The organism is Peribacillus suis, from assembly GCF_059384845.1.
In genome coordinates, this window is sequence record NZ_CM182019.1 from 1,860,569 (window position 1) to 1,876,333 (window position 15,765).

Below are 15,765 nucleotides of genomic sequence, written 5' to 3' on the forward strand. Positions count from 1 at the left end.
CATGTTTTTCGTCATCAAGCGTTTTTTTGCTTATTATAAACCCTATAAAGGACTATTCATCATTGACTTTTCAAGTGCCGTTTTCATCGCCCTTTTGGAATTGATATTCCCTTTGGCCGTAAACCAGGTTATTGATGAATTACTACCGAGCAATAACTGGAGGATCATCATCCTATCTTGTGTAGGGCTCCTTGGTATCTACTTGTTGAGTACAGGGTTGCACTATGTCGTAACATATTACGGACATAAACTTGGAATTAATATCGAAACGGACCTTCGGAAAAATTTATTTTCAAAACTTCAAAAACAATCTTTCACATTCTTTGATAATAATAAAACGGGTCATTTAGTTTCTAGGATGACGAGTGATTTAATGGATATAGGAGAAGTTGCCCATCATGGTCCTGAAGATTTATTCATTGCATTCATGACCATTTTTGGTGCATTCTTCGTCATGTTTCAAATCAATTGGCAGCTAGCGGTCATCGTATTTGCCGTTGTTCCTTTTTTAATCGTTTTGTCGGTATACTTCAGCCGTAAGATGACTAAGGCGTTCCATTCCATGTTTGGTGACATTGCAAATTACAATGCCCGTATTGAAAATAATATTAGTGGCATTCGTGTTGTTCAGTCTTTCACCAAGGAATCTCACGAAATAGAGTTATTTAACCGCTCAAACTCAGAATTCCGTCATACAAAATTGTTAGCCTATAAAATCATGTCATGGAGTACCTCGATAAATTTCCTTCTGATGAAATTGGTCGCCCTGACAGTATTGGGCTGTGGTGCGTGGTATGTGATTCACGGGAAAATGACGTACGGTGAATTTGTAGCCTTTATTATGTTATCCAATATTTTCGTAGCGCCGATTCAACAAATAAGCGCCATTATTGAAACGTTACCAAAGGGGTATGCAGGGTTCAAGAGGTACCTCGAATTGGTTGATATGCTGCCGGATATCCAAGACAGGGATGGGGCAGTAACCATCGAGGGGGTTAAAGGTGATGTGACATTTGAAAATGTTTCTTTTGGGTATGACTCAAATAGAAACATCCTAAACGATATTACCTTCAGTGTGCCAGCTGGGGAGACGATTGCCATGGTAGGACCATCTGGTGGTGGAAAGACCACGATAAGCAGTTTATTGCCTCGCTTCTATGATATTCAATCAGGTAGCATAAAAATTGATGGCATGGATATCAGGGATTTCACATTAAGTTCTTTACGAAAGCATATCGGAATCGTACAGCAAGATGTATTCCTTTTTGAAGGAACGATTCGTGAGAACATCATGTATGGGAACACGAATGCTACAGACAAACAATTGAACAAGGCAATCGAGGATGCTCAATTAATGAGTGTGATTGATAATTTGCCTGAGGGGTTGGATACGCTAATCGGGGAGCGCGGTGTGAAATTGTCAGGTGGGCAAAAGCAAAGGGTTTCAATAGCCCGTATCTTCCTGAAAAATCCTCCCATTTTAATACTTGATGAAGCCACCTCGGCATTGGATACCGAAACAGAGAAGGCCGTTCAAGAGGCATTGGAGCGTCTTTCTATAAATCGAACGACCATTATCATTGCACATAGGCTAGCGACGATTAAGCATGCTGATCGGATAATCGTCGTCCAAAACGGCCAAATAAGAGAACAAGGAACTCATGAAAAATTAATTCATCACGAAGGAGCATATAAGAAATTGATTCTTGCTCAAACCGTATAATATAGCGCTCTAAAAAAGGGTTCACCAGGATATTGGTGAATCCTTTTTTTTGATTGCAAAGAAAAAGCATTTTGTAGTAGAACATTTAAATGGGAATCACTTTGATTCCTGTTAAATATGCGGATTATTGAAAATAAACAGAAATTAAGGTTGTAATTTTGAATGCAGTATAATAAAATAACTTAAAACCAACTAAACTAATTGGAATATTTATATATTTTAGGAGGATAGCTCTTGCAACAGCAAATCATTGAAGTAACCAATGTAAATAAATCGTTTTTAACTAATAAACAAACAATTCATGTTCTTGATCAAGTCTCTTTCCATGTGGAAAAAGGGGAAATCGTCACGTTACTCGGAAAAAGCGGATGTGGAAAAAGTACACTTCTCAATATGGTTGGAGGCTTTGAAAAGCCGGATGAAGGAAGCGTGATTCTAGATGGTAAATCTATAAATCGCCCAACTAAAAAGTGTGTCATGCTGTTTCAACAAATCAATCTCCTTCCGTGGCGTTCGGTTCTGAAAAATGTCGAGCTTGGTCTTACCGGAGAAAAGCTATCTAATGAGGAAAAAAACGAACGGGTGATGGAAGCATTGAAGTTAGTAGGGCTTGAAGCACATCTGCATCAGTTTCCACATCAATTATCTGGCGGGATGCAACAGCGTGTTGCGATTGCACGTGCACTTGCCATTGCACCTGATGTCATTTTAATGGATGAGCCTTTCGCGGCACTGGACACATTCAACCGGTATCATTTACAAGACGAACTTCTTCGAATACAAGAAAAGAAGAAGACGACGATTTTACTTGTTACTCATGATATAGATGAAGCTGTCTATTTGTCGGACAGAATATTGATCATGGAGTCACACCCAGGGAGAATATTTAAAGATATTCCTATTAAGCTTGTAAAACCACGTGATCGGACACATGGGGATTTTCATTATTATCGAAAGAAGATTCTAGAAGAATTCAAGTTGAGTGGTAATCAATTCGTTCCGGAGTATAACATCTGAGAGGGAGTGGGGTTTTGAGCAAGAAAAGGTGGGGTGCTTCGATACTAATGGCTTTCATTTTGCTATTTACGACTTCATGTGCACAGCCTACACAGCAACCAGAAGGCAAACCAACTATTAAAATTGGCTATCTTCCCATTACTCATGCTGGTGTTCTCTATATGGATAACCACCTGTATGGTGGGGAGTTTGCAGAGTACAATATCGAGCTTGTTAAGTTCAGCTCCTGGCCCGATTTAATGGATGCCTTAAATACGGGTCGGGTGGAAGGTGCCTCTGTTTTAGTGGAGCTAGCTATGAAGGCGAAAGTGAAAGGTATTGATTTAAAAGCTGTTGCACTCGGTCATAAAGATGGGAATGTTATCATTTCATCGAAGGAGATTGAAAGTACAAAAGATTTAATAGGTAAAACATTTGCGATTCCTCATAAATACTCGACTCAGAATATTTTGTTGAATAAAATGCTTAAAAAAGAAGGATTGAACTATGAGGATGTGGACGTTGTCGAGATGCCTCCTGCTGAGATGCCGGCAGCACTGTCCGAAAATCGAATTTCGGGTTATGCAGTAGCCGAGCCGTTTGGAGCGATGGCCGTTCAACTTGATAAAGGGAAAGTGCTACACCAATCGGATGAAATATGGCCTAATTCGTATTGTTGTGTACTTGTTTTGAGGAATGACTTTATTCAATCCAACCAAACCGCCACCCAATCACTGGTGACACAATACGTAAAAACCAGTGAACAGGCAGAACATAAAGATAAAGATTTATTTAATTCATTTGATCAATATATGAAGGTAGAGAAAGAAGTACTCGACTTATCACTTGAATGGATATCATTTGATGGATTACGCATTGAAAAAGATGAATACAATAAGCTCCGCAATTCAGTGATCGAGATGGATTTATTTGAAAACCCGCCATCTTTTGAAGAATTCGTGGACAATACATATATTGATAAAGCGATGTGATTATGATGATGGAACTATTAAAAAAACTAATGAATTTTTTTATCGGAATGGTTGTATTAGTTCTACTATGGCAATTGATCATTTGGATAGGGGGGTATGAAGAAGCCCTCTTACCTACACCTTTAAGTGTTGGTAAAGCGATCGTTGCTCTCATAGTTAATGGAACGTTATTGGTCCACCTAAAAGTGAGCCTCGGGAGGTTTATTGCAGGTTATTTATTGGCGGTCATTCCAGCGGTTCTTTTAGGAATGTTCCTAGGTAGATCTCCTCGTCTCTGGAATATAGTGGATCCCATCGTACAAGTGCTGAGGCCGGTTTCACCGGTAGCCTGGTCCCCATTTATCGTCCTATGGTTTGGCATCGGAAACATGCCAGCAATTGCGATCATTTTCATAGCAGCGTTTTATCCTGTACTATTAACGACTGTAGCGGGGGTCAAGAAAATTGATCGTTCTTATTTGAAAATCGCGGAAAACCTAGAAATCAAGAAGCTGCAATTAATGATGAAGATTATTTTTCCAGCGGCTTTTCCTTCCGTCGTGAGTGGTCTTCACCTTGCGCTTGGTACGGCCTGGATTTTCTTGGTTGCAGGTGAAATGGTAGGTGCCCAATCAGGTCTTGGTTATTTAATCGTGGATGCAAGGAATACATTAAATCTTGATTATGTATTGGCTGGAATTGTCTTCATCGGTGTTTGCGGCTTTCTATTGGATCGATTGATTGGTTTGTTTGAGCGCTGGGTAGGCAAGCACTGGGGAAGCTTTTCAAATTAAACAGTGATTATAGTTCAAAAACTGAAAGAAATGTTAGCCTAGTGCTAAGCCTTTCTTTCAGTTTTTTTCATCTATAATACTCTTAGTGATGGTGGTGCTGCTCAATCTTTTCCTTTTCGTCATACGTACCTAAAGTTGTAGCTACTGTGGATACGCCTAGTATTAATACAGCCAACGACACGGTCACAATAATTGTGGAAGGAATGGCTTTCCTGAAAATGGGGTATTCTTCTTTATTCCATAGCCCGATTGCCATGATTACGCTCGCAATATAGATTGTTGTAAAAAATACAATACTTAGTTCTAGATAATTTGTTGTCATAAAGCTAAGCATTGCTCCCATCATCGCTCCCATAAATAGTGCCCCTAGGCTTTCGATGAATATTTTTACAGGCAACTTATAGGTTAATGCTATAACTAAAACCAAGCTTCCTATCATAGCGATTATGGTGGATAGCACCATGTCTGGAATCCATATAGCTACTAAAATTCCGATAATTGTACTCATGGTCATTGTCACAAACATAGCTAAACAACTAGCCATATGATTTTGTTTATAATGTTGTCGAAAGGTGAAGCCAGTTAACACCGTTAAAATTACAACAATACTAAGACTGACTAGTCCTATCATAAACTTCCTCCATTCAGTTTGTGTAAGAAGTGAAATAATGGTTTCTTAATGTGAACAGGTTGAAGAAGTAATCTTGACGGAACATGAATTTTGTTTTGCGGCACGCGGTACATCAAGCGCGGGGTTACGATCAAAGAAGCCAACAGGTTTCAATTGGAAATTTATATAGGCAGTAGGCATAACCGGCCAGTCTTCCGGACGTGTAATATGATGATGTCCCATTGTATACCATACAACGATATCCTCATTATCGATCGATCGATTTGCTTGAATATATTTGGGAAGCCCGTCTCCACCTTTATGTTGATTGGGGTAATTTCCTGTTGCATACAATTCATTACGGTTAAATTGTGTTACATGTAAATGATTTTTGATAAATCCTGCGCGCTTGATGACGCTTGCGCTTTCATGCGCAAATGGAAGGCAGTTCTCACCAGCCATAATTTTATAACCAACCGGCTGATTAACGACATTCTTTGAGTTTTTATTGATGATTTTCCATGTACGCTGGGTTGGCATATCTAAAATACGTACAGCTTCTTTTTCATGTTGGAATGTACGTGATACTGGATAAAATGCATTTGAATATGGATTGTTCGGACCTTCTGGTTCAGCAAGTGTTTCGGTTTCCACCACTGAATTTTTCACACCATCGAGCAATGTATCCAACCGGAAGTTAAAGAAATGTTGATGATGTACAGCGTTTAAGCCAGGGGCAATTTCCGTACCGTATTTTGATTGCCCGGTTTCGTTAAATGTACCGGTATTTAATATACCTGTTAGCTTAACTTCAACCTCAATCGTACCATCTTGATAGAAGCTCCAATAGAAACCATAATCATAATTTCCTACTGTACAGAAGAATGAAATGACTAAGCGCCGTGAGCGACGTACCTCTACATGGTCAGTACGCCAGTCTGTATGTTTCCATCCGATTCCATAATCTTCTTCGTGTAGGCAAATTGCATTTTTAATCGTACGAGGACTGCCAGCCCCATCCGTTAATACCGCGTCGAAATAATGAATGTGTCCTAAACAATCACAACCTAGCTCAAGCGAATTAGCTAATTGACCCATTCCATATTCTCCGGCATCAAAAGCATTTTGTGTGTTATGTGCAAAGGATGCATCTCCATAAGGAACGACCATTTCAGACAATGCTCCGCGATATAGGATGGGCCGGTCCTTTCCTTTATCATTGTAATTCACAGTGTAAAGCACAAGTCCTTCGCGAGGGGTAAACCCGTATCGGAAACTCCATTTTTGCCATTTGATTAAATTTCCTTCTACCGTAAAACTTGCACCTTCTGGCTGAATGATCTCTAGTGGCTTCAGGTCCGTTCTAAACTCTATTGAATCACTTGTTTCAGGATAATAGTTAGCATCAACAGTAGGTATCTCACGTACACCGTAGTCTTCGATACGATCAACTTCCATTTTATTCAAATCAACGTACGCGACAATTCCTGTTAATGGATAAGCGTACCCATTATCATCCGCGAATTTTTTCTGCCAACAGATAGCACGAGCGATCCGTTTACCCTCATTTTCAGGAATATTAAAGTATCCTGCCGACCATGGGTCTACCATGATTAAATCTGGGTTATCAATTCCCCGTTTAGATAAAGCTACTTTAAAGTCAGGGTCTGCCTTAACCAAATTCTCGCATTCTAAGAACTCATCAAGCATTATTCCCGGCTGTACACCTGGGATTTCTTCAAATCGAACAATGGACGATGTATTTAATGAGACAACGACTTCAAACGTTGTCTTTAATTCGTTATCTAGTAATACTATAAAAACTTCTCGTTCGAAGTCATCTCCATCAGTGTAATTTAATACTACTTCTTTTAAAGGCTCATGTAATGTTACTGTTGGGAAGCGCACCTTTTCGCTTAAATTCTTCTCGATTTTCACTATGCTCACAGCTTTTTGAATCTCTTCAACGGTAAGTGGTGCTAACGGGTGATTTACCTTTAAAGTTTTTTCTTTTAAAATATCCACATGTAACATCTCCTTTCGTATATAAATTTATTCTATAGTCAGAATATTTAGTTTACAATGTAAAAAACGGAACTAATAGTATCCAATAGTAGATTGAAAATCCCAAAGAAAATAGTCAGTATTTTTGACATGAATATAAAATTTCCTTAAAAATATATTTCTAGAGGGGTATAACCTATGGATACAGTATTTAAGCCTATTCAACCTGAGTGGAATCAAAGATTACAACATATCAACTTGCTCGAACCTACATTATTTTTAAAAAGTTCTGTTGCATATGTATACCAATTTAAAGTGTCATCAAATGTAGAACCAACCGTTTTATTACCCGGAATACCTGATGGGTGTGTCGATATTATCTTTAATATGGAGGGGGATCAGGACGATTGTTTCTTGATTCCAAGTCCCAAAATAAGGCAGGCCTATAGCTTTAAAACAAACACGACATACTTTGGCATTCGTTCACTTCCACTCCAGACATTGTTTTCTTTTGTATTATCTATGAAAGAAATCAACCAGTATATTCAGTTAGCCTTATTTGAGGTTGCCCCTTCCTTTTCCGTACTTTATAATCAACTCCTAGAAATTTCTACATTAAAGGAAAAACTACACACACTCGAATCATTTCTTCTAAGTAACTGTACTTCCCATTCACCTAATAGTGCTATTGTGAAATGTTGCATGGACATTAGCATACGTTCGAAAGGTAATATACACGTCAAGGATTTTGAAGCGCATACAGGGTACTCTGAGCGTTATTTGCGTACGCTTTTTCAAAATGAGGTCGGGATACCACCAAAACTTTTTTTGGAACTGTTGAATTTCCAATACACGCTTCAAGAAATCTATAGTGGCACATTTAATCTAGAAACGCATATTGTCGAAAGCGGTTCCTATGATACTTCTCATTTCTATAAGAAATTTAAAAAATTCACCCAAATGACGCCTTTCGAATATAGAAAGCTACTAAAAGAAGTTATTTCTTAAAGTGGTTCTTTCAAAGTGTTCTATTATTCTTTTTTTTATGTAAATGAAGTCTAGCTATACAGCACTTAAGTGTTGTAGAAGAAAGATAAATTGAATGTATAGCGGGAAAATAAAGGTTGGATTAAGCCAACGAGAGATTGGCTATTTGGGGAAGATAAGAGAACGTCCTGATACTTTTCAAGTGTTAGGACGTTCTCTTTTTTATGGTGATGGATAGGTGCTTACCTTTGAAATTCTTTCTCTACTGGAACAACTTTTATGTCCTGAACTAGTTCTCCCGTTTTTTTAGAATAATAGCCTATGCTCACTTCGTCGCCTGTTACAGGGTCGATTAGTTGTTTATAGCATTTTTGAAGATGGTGGCTTCCCCAAATGATAAGTGAATTGAAGACATCTTCTAATTCTTCGCCGCTTTTAGTCAATGTATAACGGTAACGAGGAGGGTGGTCCGTATAAAGTTCTGCTGTAACGAGACCTTCCTTTTCTAAGTACTTCAACCGTTCTGATAAAAGATTGGAAGAAATTCCATTTAGCGCTTTTTTTATTTCGTTAAACATGGTATGCCCGTTTAGTATTTCATGTACTACCAATAAGGTCCATCGATCACCGATGATATTAAGTGACTGTGCGATATTACAAGGCAAATCGTACCTAGTTTTCATAAGTATCCCTCCAATGTTTGATTTGATTTTACCATAGTTAGTTAAAAAACAACAAAGTTGCTTTTTTTAACTAAGTATAATAAAATAACCTTATAAAGATTTCCACTTAAAAAATACAAAGCGAGGGTTTTATCATGGGACTATTTTTAATTGAATCATCATTGAAAGATATCGTGTCAAGTAAAGAAGAACTGGATCAAAAGGTGTCAAAACTTCAAGCGGATTTAAAGGAGAGCAACGCTTCATTAGTGGAGCTTCAACTATCGAAAGATTTCTCCCGTTCATTCTTCATTATTGAAGGGGAAGACCAAAATGCTGCAACTGAGACATTAAAAGGTTCAAGTATTCCTGTGGAACTTGTGAAAGAAGTTCGCCTAGTTGGTAAGGAATTAGAAGATGTGAAGAAAAACAATGAAGTCGTCAATTATTTAGTTGAATGGAATATCCCGGAAAATCTTACGATGAATCAATACTTGGCAAGAAAGAAAAAGAATTCCGTACATTATCAAGAGGTGCCTGAAGTGGCATTCTCAAGAACGTATGTGTGTGAAGATATGACTAAATGTCTTTGCTTCTATGATGCACCTGATGAAGCTGCAATTAAGCGTGCTCGTGAAGCAGTACAAACACCAATTACTTCCATTACCGAAATTCATACAGAAACTAAATAATTTTATTTGAGAAACGAGGGACGCCTAAACTTTAAGTTTGGGTGTCCTTTTTTACTTAAAATTATAATCTGAAAATTTTGATTAGATGGTTGCAATTTTATATACAGTATAATAAAATAACCTTAAACCGACTAAACTAATATGAATAAGTGTTTTTCCAAAGTGTTTAAAAAATACAGGTTAATATAGTCGTCCGATCCTATACATAAAAGAACCATCATTAAAGTCATTACTTTTAAGGTTTTATACAAAGGCGGAATGAAAATAGGGGAGTTGTGGTCATGGAATCATGCGTAGTGGATAAAAAACCTATGATCGAACAATTAATTGAAAAGGAGTTAAGACCATTCGTAAAGAAGATAGATGCTGAGGCTTTTTATGCTGAAGGATTTTTGAAAAAGCTCGGTGAGGCCGGTCTGTTTTCTTCCACTAATAAAACGGAAAAAGAAATTTTATTAGATGAAATGTATGTAGTTAAAGAAACAGCTAAAGTATGCATGACAACAGCGTTTTGTCTCTGGTGTCATTTGGCTGCCTTAACCTATATCCGAAAAACCGATAATGTAGAAATGAAAACTAGGTTATTATCAGCTTTTGAAAACGGTGAAGTCCTAGGGGCAACAGGTTTATCCAATCCAATGAAGTATTACGCGGGGCTAGAAAAACTGAATTTGAGCGCGAAACCGACTGAAGGTGGCTATATTGTTAATGGTGTATTGGCGTCCGTTTCCAATCTTGGAGAGAACCATTGGTTTGGATTAATCGCAGGTGTTAGCGAAAATGAACGAATAATGGCCGTGGTTCCTTGTAAATTAGACGGCCTAAAGCTAAAAGAAAAGGTAGATTACCTGGGGATTAACGGGAGTTCTACATATGCATGTTCCTTTAATGATGTATTTATACCTAAAGAATGGGTATTGTCTGAAAATGCCGATTTGTTCGTGGGAAAAATTCGTCCGGCATTTATTGCCTATCAAATTCCTCTCGGCCTGGGCGTCACCCAATCATCTATCATGGCGATTGAAAAGGTATGTCAAAAGCAGAATGGCTGTAATCAATTCTTGAGAACCCAATCAAATGAACTGCAAGAAGAAGAGCGACACATACAGGAAAAGATTTTAACCTTATTCAATAATGATTCACTTGACTGGAAAGAGATTGCAGATATTCGCCTTAAAACCGCTTACCTAACCCTTAAGGCTGTTCAAACGAATATGCTTCATAATGGGAGTGCCGGTTATCTGAAAGACAGCGCACCATCGAGGAAACTTAGGGAAGCGTATTTCTTTGCAAACTTGACACCGACAGTTAAACATTTGGAAAAAGTCCTTACTGTATAACCTAACCCTCATGAGATTTTCTACTCATGGGGGTTTTTAGTGAAGAAAACAACTCTATTACATCTTAAATGGGTATAAAGGCCCGGCATTTTTTAAAAAGATAAAGGATCAGAACTAAAATAGTACAAGAAGATTAGTGTGGTAAATGGGAAAATGGGTTATTTTAATTTTGGGAATATTATCTAATTTATTCCCGAAAAGGGGGATGTTTCATTGAAAAAGTATTGGAAAAGTATATTTTGTGCGTTAGCCGTCCTTGTGCTATCGCTAACGAGTTTGCAACCTGCTTTAGCAGCGACGGATTTGAAAAAAGCGAAGACGATAAGCCTTGACAAAAACTATACGGGACAGCTATCTGTTACTAATTATGAACAGGTTTTCAAAGTCAAACTCAAGAAAAATGGAAATTTGAAAGTTTTTGTTAAAACGTATAAAAGTAGAAGTTGGTATGTTGAAGTCTTGGACAGCGAGGGCAGCCGACTTGATGACTATTACACAAAAACAACCAATGGTACCGAAACCAACGAAATCGGATTAAAGAAGGGTACATACTATATTGTCATCTCCGGAAATAAAGATAAGCCTTACAAGGTGCAAGCTAAGTTCAAAGCAAGCGAGTATTATGAAAGGGAAAGTAACAATACAGTAAAAACAGCAAACACGATAAAAACAGGTAAAAACTATTATGGTGCCCTACAAGAATTTACGGATAAAGATTATTTGAAGTTCACCGTGAAGAATAAAAGGAAAGTGTCAATCACTTATAACAATACACCCAAAGAACAAAGAGATATCTTGATAGTGAATGCGAAGGGGAAGGTCTATAAAACGGTACACACCGACTATCATGTTAAAAAACCTAGTACTAGTTCATTCAGCTTGTCTTTACCAAAGGGGAGTTATCATGTTCTGATTCAATATGGGAGCGGAGCATATAAAATAAAGGTGAAGTAAACAAACAAAAAAACGGTGCAGTCCAGCTAGTGGCTGCACCGTTTTTTCTTAAAACGGGTGTTTACATATCGTGACTACTGTTATGTTTTTGTCGAGAGTGCTGTCTGTTTTTCACTTTGTGAGAACCACTTAGAGGTTCAGGCTGACCTGATTTTTTTCCTTGATTCTTTTGCATGCCTTTTCCATCATTTTTACTCATATGATATCCCCTCCTACTTATTAAGATAATCAGTTCGTTGAAAGTTATTCACAAGCATATTTATAAAAGCATCGTACATCCTAAAGATGAAAACTTATTGAGGAGCTGAATTTGATGCAGGACAAACAAGATAAGCGGAGATCTTTTCAAGAAGCCCAGCAAAGCTACAAACAAGTAAATGATGCCTATTCTTCGATTGAAAAGACGGCACCGAATTATGGAACGGAACTGAAACATGTGAAACAGGAAGTGAATGAAGCTTATCAGCAAATTCAATCTGCTTTAGTCAACGCATCTGAACACCAGCGTGAACAATTGAAGCAGTATGAACAGGATATACAGGAAATCGTGAACGAAGTCAATTCAGATGACTATTGAAAAAGGAATCCTATAGGCCCAGATTTAGATGTGCGTTTACCTAATAAAATGGGCTTTTTGAAGATTAGCACCTTCAAAAAGCCTCTTTTATGGATTCCTTCTTATTTATTGATTCTTCTTGCGCTTTTTATTGTTTTGCCTTTGTACCTCGGTTAAGGGTGGTTCATTACCTAATTCATCATTGTAGCCCACGCCATTGCCTTGTGCTTTTGCTGCGTTCATTCCCGGTATTACATGATTTGCTTTTTGCTTTGCCATTAGATCACCTCCATTTCATAGAGTGTCATAAGGAACGATGATTATGTATTAACTTCAAATATGTTTTGTTGGAATAATTTATCAGCTTGTTTTTGCGAAAAGCTAAGAATAATGAAGCCTTTAATGGGCGTGCTATGGGCATCTTAATAAGAAGTAAGGGATTTCACATAAGCTAAACTTATCAAAAACAATAACTTTCTTGTTATTTACTTATGCTGAATTCTATATTACTATTAGGTAGAAGGAAGAGTTAGGGTGGGAGAAGAGAGATAAATTTCATCAAACTAACTTTTTTACTTATATCCATTGTAAACATGGTTTTAATGACCAGGTTTTACTTTTATGTGCAGAATTGTTCTGACAGTTTAATAGGGGGTAATATTCATGACAAAGAATGACGTATATCAAGCGCGTAAGTCTTTTGAAGTTGAAGGACAACGCTACAACTACTACAGCTTAGATGCTATTGAAAAAGCAGGGGACGGCAAAGTATCACGCCTACCATATTCCATTAAAGTCCTACTTGAAGCGGTACTTCGCCAAGTAGACGGAAGAGTTATTACAAAAGAACATGTTGCAAACCTTGCTAAATGGGGAACAAGCGAGCAACAAGATATAGATGTTCCATTCAAGCCTTCACGCGTTATCCTACAAGATTTCACTGGTGTACCAGTAGTCGTAGATTTAGCTTCTCTACGTAATGCATTCGCTGCACTTGGTGGAGATCCTGATAAAATTAACCCGGAAATTCCGGTTGACCTTGTAATTGACCACTCAGTACAAGTTGATAAAGCAGGAACTTCTGATTCTCTTGATGCCAATATGGATCTTGAATTTGAACGTAATGCAGAGCGTTACCAGTTCCTAAGCTGGGCTCAAAAATCATTCAACAACTACCGTGCTGTTCCACCAGCAACTGGTATCGTTCACCAAGTAAACCTTGAGTTCCTTGCGAACGTAGTCCATGCTGTTGAAACACCAAACGGAGACTTTGAAGTATTCCCTGACTCTGTATTCGGTACAGATTCACATACTACAATGATTAACGGTATCGGTGTTCTTGGATGGGGTGTCGGTGGTATTGAAGCTGAAGCAGGTATGCTTGGACAACCTTCATACTTCCCAGTTCCAAAAGTAGTTGGAGTAAAACTTACTGGTCAACTTCCTAACGGAACAACTGCTACTGACCTTGCATTGAAAGTTACTCAAGTTCTTCGTGCACACGGCGTAGTTGGTAAATTCGTTGAGTTCTACGGCCCAGGAGTTGGATACCTTCCACTTGCTGACCGTGCAACAATCGCTAACATGGCACCAGAATACGGTGCTACAGTTGGGTTCTTCCCGGTTGATGCTGAAGCAATCGATTACATGCGCTTAACAGGCCGTGATGAAAAACAAATTAAAGTGGTTGAAACATACTGCAAAGAAAATGGATTGTTCTATACTCCTGAAAACGAAGACCCAGCATACAATGATGTTGTGGAAATCGACCTTTCAGCTATTGAGCCAAACCTTGCAGGACCTAAACGTCCACAAGATTTAATTCCACTTTCTCAAATGAAAAAATCTTTCCTTGAAGCAATCAATGCACCTATGGGTAACCAAGGTTTTGGCATGACTGATGCTGAATTGGATAAAGAAGTAACAGTTAAATTTGCTGATGGCAAAGAAACTACTATGAAAACAGGTGCGATCGCTATTGCTGCAATCACAAGCTGTACAAATACTTCTAACCCATACGTAATGCTTGGAGCAGGTCTTATTGCTAAAAAAGCGGTTGAAAAAGGCTTGACTGTTCCTGATTATGTTAAAACATCATTAGCACCAGGTTCTAAAGTTGTTACTGGTTACCTTCGTGATGCAGGTCTTCAACCATACTTGGATCAATTAGGATTCAACATCGTTGGTTACGGATGTACAACATGTATCGGTAACTCAGGTCCATTAGCAGACGAAATCGAAGCAGCAGTTGCTGAAGCAGATCTTCTTGTAACATCTGTACTTTCTGGTAACCGTAACTTCGAAGGTCGTATTCACCCATTAGTGAAAGCAAACTACCTTGCTTCTCCAACATTGGTTGTTGCCTATGCACTTGCTGGTACTGTGGACTTCGATCTTAACAATGATTCTCTTGGTAAAGACAAAGACGGTAACGATGTTTACCTTGCTGATATCTGGCCATCACAAGAAGAAGTTAATGCAGCTGTTAAATCAACAGTTACACCGGAATTATTCCGTAAAGAATACGAAACTGTATTCAACGATAACAAACGTTGGAATGATATCGAAACAAGCAATGAAGCTATCTATGCTTTCGATTCTAAATCAACATATATTCAAAATCCTCCATTCTTTGAAGGATTATCACCTGAACCAGGTTCAGTTAACCCACTTACTGGATTGCGCGTAGTTGGTAAATTCGGTGATTCAGTTACAACTGACCATATCTCTCCTGCAGGTGCAATCGGTAAAGATACTCCAGCTGGTATCTACTTACGTGAAAACGGAGTGAAACCACGTGACTTTAACTCTTATGGTTCTCGTCGTGGTAACCACGAAGCGATGATGCGTGGAACATTCGCCAACATCCGTATCCGTAACCAAGTTGCTCCAGGTACAGAAGGTGGTTACACTACTTACTGGCCTACAGGCGATGTAATGGCTATCTATGATGCATGTATGAAATACAAAGCTGATGGAACAGGTCTTGCTGTCATTGCTGGTAAAGATTACGGTATGGGAAGTTCTCGTGACTGGGCTGCAAAAGGTACGAACCTTCTAGGCATTAAAACAGTTATCGCTGAAAGCTTCGAGCGTATTCACCGTTCTAACCTTGCATTGATGGGTGTTCTTCCTCTTCAATTCAAAGAAGGAGAAAACGCTGAGACTCTTGGCTTAACTGGTAAAGAAGCGATTGCTGTTAAGATCGACGAAACAGTTAAACCTCGCGATATGGTAACTGTTACAGCTACTGATGAAGCTGGCAACGTAAAAGAATTTGATGTATTGGTTCGTTTCGATTCTGAAATCGAAATCGACTACTACCGTCACGGTGGTATCCTTCAAATGGTATTACGTAACAAACTTAAAGGTTAATTAACTTTTAGAAGACGACAAACCTGCCTGTCAGGTTTGTCGTTTTTTTTTGTGTCAAAGTTATGAAATATAACAAGGGACTTCGATTTTACCTTTTCTGA

15 protein-coding genes are annotated in these 15,765 nt (G+C 38.4%); 10 read left to right on the forward strand and 5 right to left on the reverse strand.

Features of this window, described 5'->3' with window-relative positions; genetic code table 11:
* The first annotated feature begins 1 nt into the window (after nt 1).
* From AC503W_RS09125 to AC503W_RS09140, 4 genes are all read left to right on the forward strand, one after another.
* On the forward strand, nt 2–1,723 hold the full coding sequence (locus tag AC503W_RS09125) for an ABC transporter ATP-binding protein (protein ID WP_494916989.1): 1,722 nt from the start codon (nt 2–4) through the stop codon (nt 1,721–1,723).
* 234 nt (nt 1,724–1,957) lie between these two features.
* Nucleotides 1,958–2,740 (forward strand): ABC transporter ATP-binding protein, encoded by a 783-nt coding sequence (locus tag AC503W_RS09130; RefSeq protein ID WP_494916991.1) that lies wholly within the window; start codon nt 1,958–1,960, stop codon nt 2,738–2,740.
* 47 nt (nt 2,741–2,787) lie between these two features.
* On the forward strand, nt 2,788–3,711 hold the full coding sequence (locus tag AC503W_RS09135) for an ABC transporter substrate-binding protein (RefSeq protein WP_402959206.1): 924 nt from the start codon (nt 2,788–2,790) through the stop codon (nt 3,709–3,711).
* A gap of 8 nt (nt 3,712–3,719) precedes the next feature.
* On the forward strand, nt 3,720–4,484 hold the full coding sequence (locus tag AC503W_RS09140) for an ABC transporter permease (protein ID WP_407408724.1): 765 nt from the start codon (nt 3,720–3,722) through the stop codon (nt 4,482–4,484).
* An 82-nt stretch (nt 4,485–4,566) separates the two neighbouring features.
* On the opposite strand, the gene AC503W_RS09145 is transcribed toward AC503W_RS09140, so the two are convergent.
* Entirely contained in the window at nt 4,567–4,992 is a 426-nt protein-coding gene (locus AC503W_RS09145) for a hypothetical protein (protein WP_494916992.1), read from the reverse strand.
* A gap of 168 nt (nt 4,993–5,160) precedes the next feature.
* The gene (locus AC503W_RS09150) at nt 5,161–7,119 is read right to left on the reverse strand and encodes a primary-amine oxidase (RefSeq protein WP_494916994.1); all 1,959 of its coding nucleotides are present in this window, start codon (nt 7,117–7,119) and stop codon (nt 5,161–5,163) included.
* A 177-nt stretch (nt 7,120–7,296) separates the two neighbouring features.
* On the opposite strand from AC503W_RS09150, the gene AC503W_RS09155 reads away from it, so the two are divergent.
* Complete coding sequence (locus AC503W_RS09155; RefSeq protein ID WP_494916995.1) at nt 7,297–8,106, forward strand: helix-turn-helix domain-containing protein; 810 nt, start codon at nt 7,297–7,299, stop codon at nt 8,104–8,106.
* 221 nt (nt 8,107–8,327) lie between these two features.
* On the opposite strand, the gene AC503W_RS09160 is transcribed toward AC503W_RS09155, so the two are convergent.
* On the reverse strand, nt 8,328–8,768 hold the full coding sequence (locus tag AC503W_RS09160; protein ID WP_402872632.1) for a winged helix-turn-helix transcriptional regulator: 441 nt from the start codon (nt 8,766–8,768) through the stop codon (nt 8,328–8,330).
* Between the two features lie 134 nt (nt 8,769–8,902).
* Between AC503W_RS09160 and AC503W_RS09165 the strand changes: the two genes are divergently transcribed.
* From AC503W_RS09165 to AC503W_RS09175, 3 genes are all read left to right on the forward strand, one after another.
* Entirely contained in the window at nt 8,903–9,439 is a 537-nt protein-coding gene (locus tag AC503W_RS09165; protein WP_494916997.1) for a DUF4242 domain-containing protein, read from the forward strand.
* Nucleotides 9,440–9,720: 281 nt separating this feature from the next.
* Entirely contained in the window at nt 9,721–10,779 is a 1,059-nt protein-coding gene (locus AC503W_RS09170) for an acyl-CoA dehydrogenase family protein (RefSeq protein ID WP_402872636.1), read from the forward strand.
* Nucleotides 10,780–10,992: 213 nt separating this feature from the next.
* Nucleotides 10,993–11,733 (forward strand): hypothetical protein, encoded by a 741-nt coding sequence (locus AC503W_RS09175; protein WP_403080154.1) that lies wholly within the window; start codon nt 10,993–10,995, stop codon nt 11,731–11,733.
* Nucleotides 11,734–11,794: 61 nt separating this feature from the next.
* On the opposite strand, the gene AC503W_RS09180 is transcribed toward AC503W_RS09175, so the two are convergent.
* Nucleotides 11,795–11,932, reverse strand: coding sequence for a small acid-soluble spore protein P (locus AC503W_RS09180; protein WP_402959128.1), 138 nt, complete (start codon nt 11,930–11,932; stop codon nt 11,795–11,797).
* Nucleotides 11,933–12,046: 114 nt separating this feature from the next.
* Here AC503W_RS09180 and AC503W_RS09185 point away from each other — a divergent pair, with 114 nt between their 5' ends.
* Nucleotides 12,047–12,310: a hypothetical protein gene (locus AC503W_RS09185; protein ID WP_402872642.1), complete on the forward strand. Its 264-nt coding sequence runs from the start codon at nt 12,047–12,049 to the stop codon at nt 12,308–12,310.
* A 105-nt stretch (nt 12,311–12,415) separates the two neighbouring features.
* Here AC503W_RS09185 and sspO read toward each other — a convergent pair whose 3' ends face one another.
* The gene (gene sspO / locus AC503W_RS09190; RefSeq protein ID WP_402872644.1) at nt 12,416–12,568 is read right to left on the reverse strand and encodes a small acid-soluble spore protein SspO; all 153 of its coding nucleotides are present in this window, start codon (nt 12,566–12,568) and stop codon (nt 12,416–12,418) included.
* Nucleotides 12,569–12,952: 384 nt separating this feature from the next.
* On the opposite strand from sspO, the gene acnA reads away from it, so the two are divergent.
* Complete coding sequence (gene acnA / locus AC503W_RS09195; RefSeq protein ID WP_402959126.1) at nt 12,953–15,664, forward strand: aconitate hydratase AcnA; 2,712 nt, start codon at nt 12,953–12,955, stop codon at nt 15,662–15,664.
* Nucleotides 15,665–15,765: the final 101 nt, after the last annotated feature.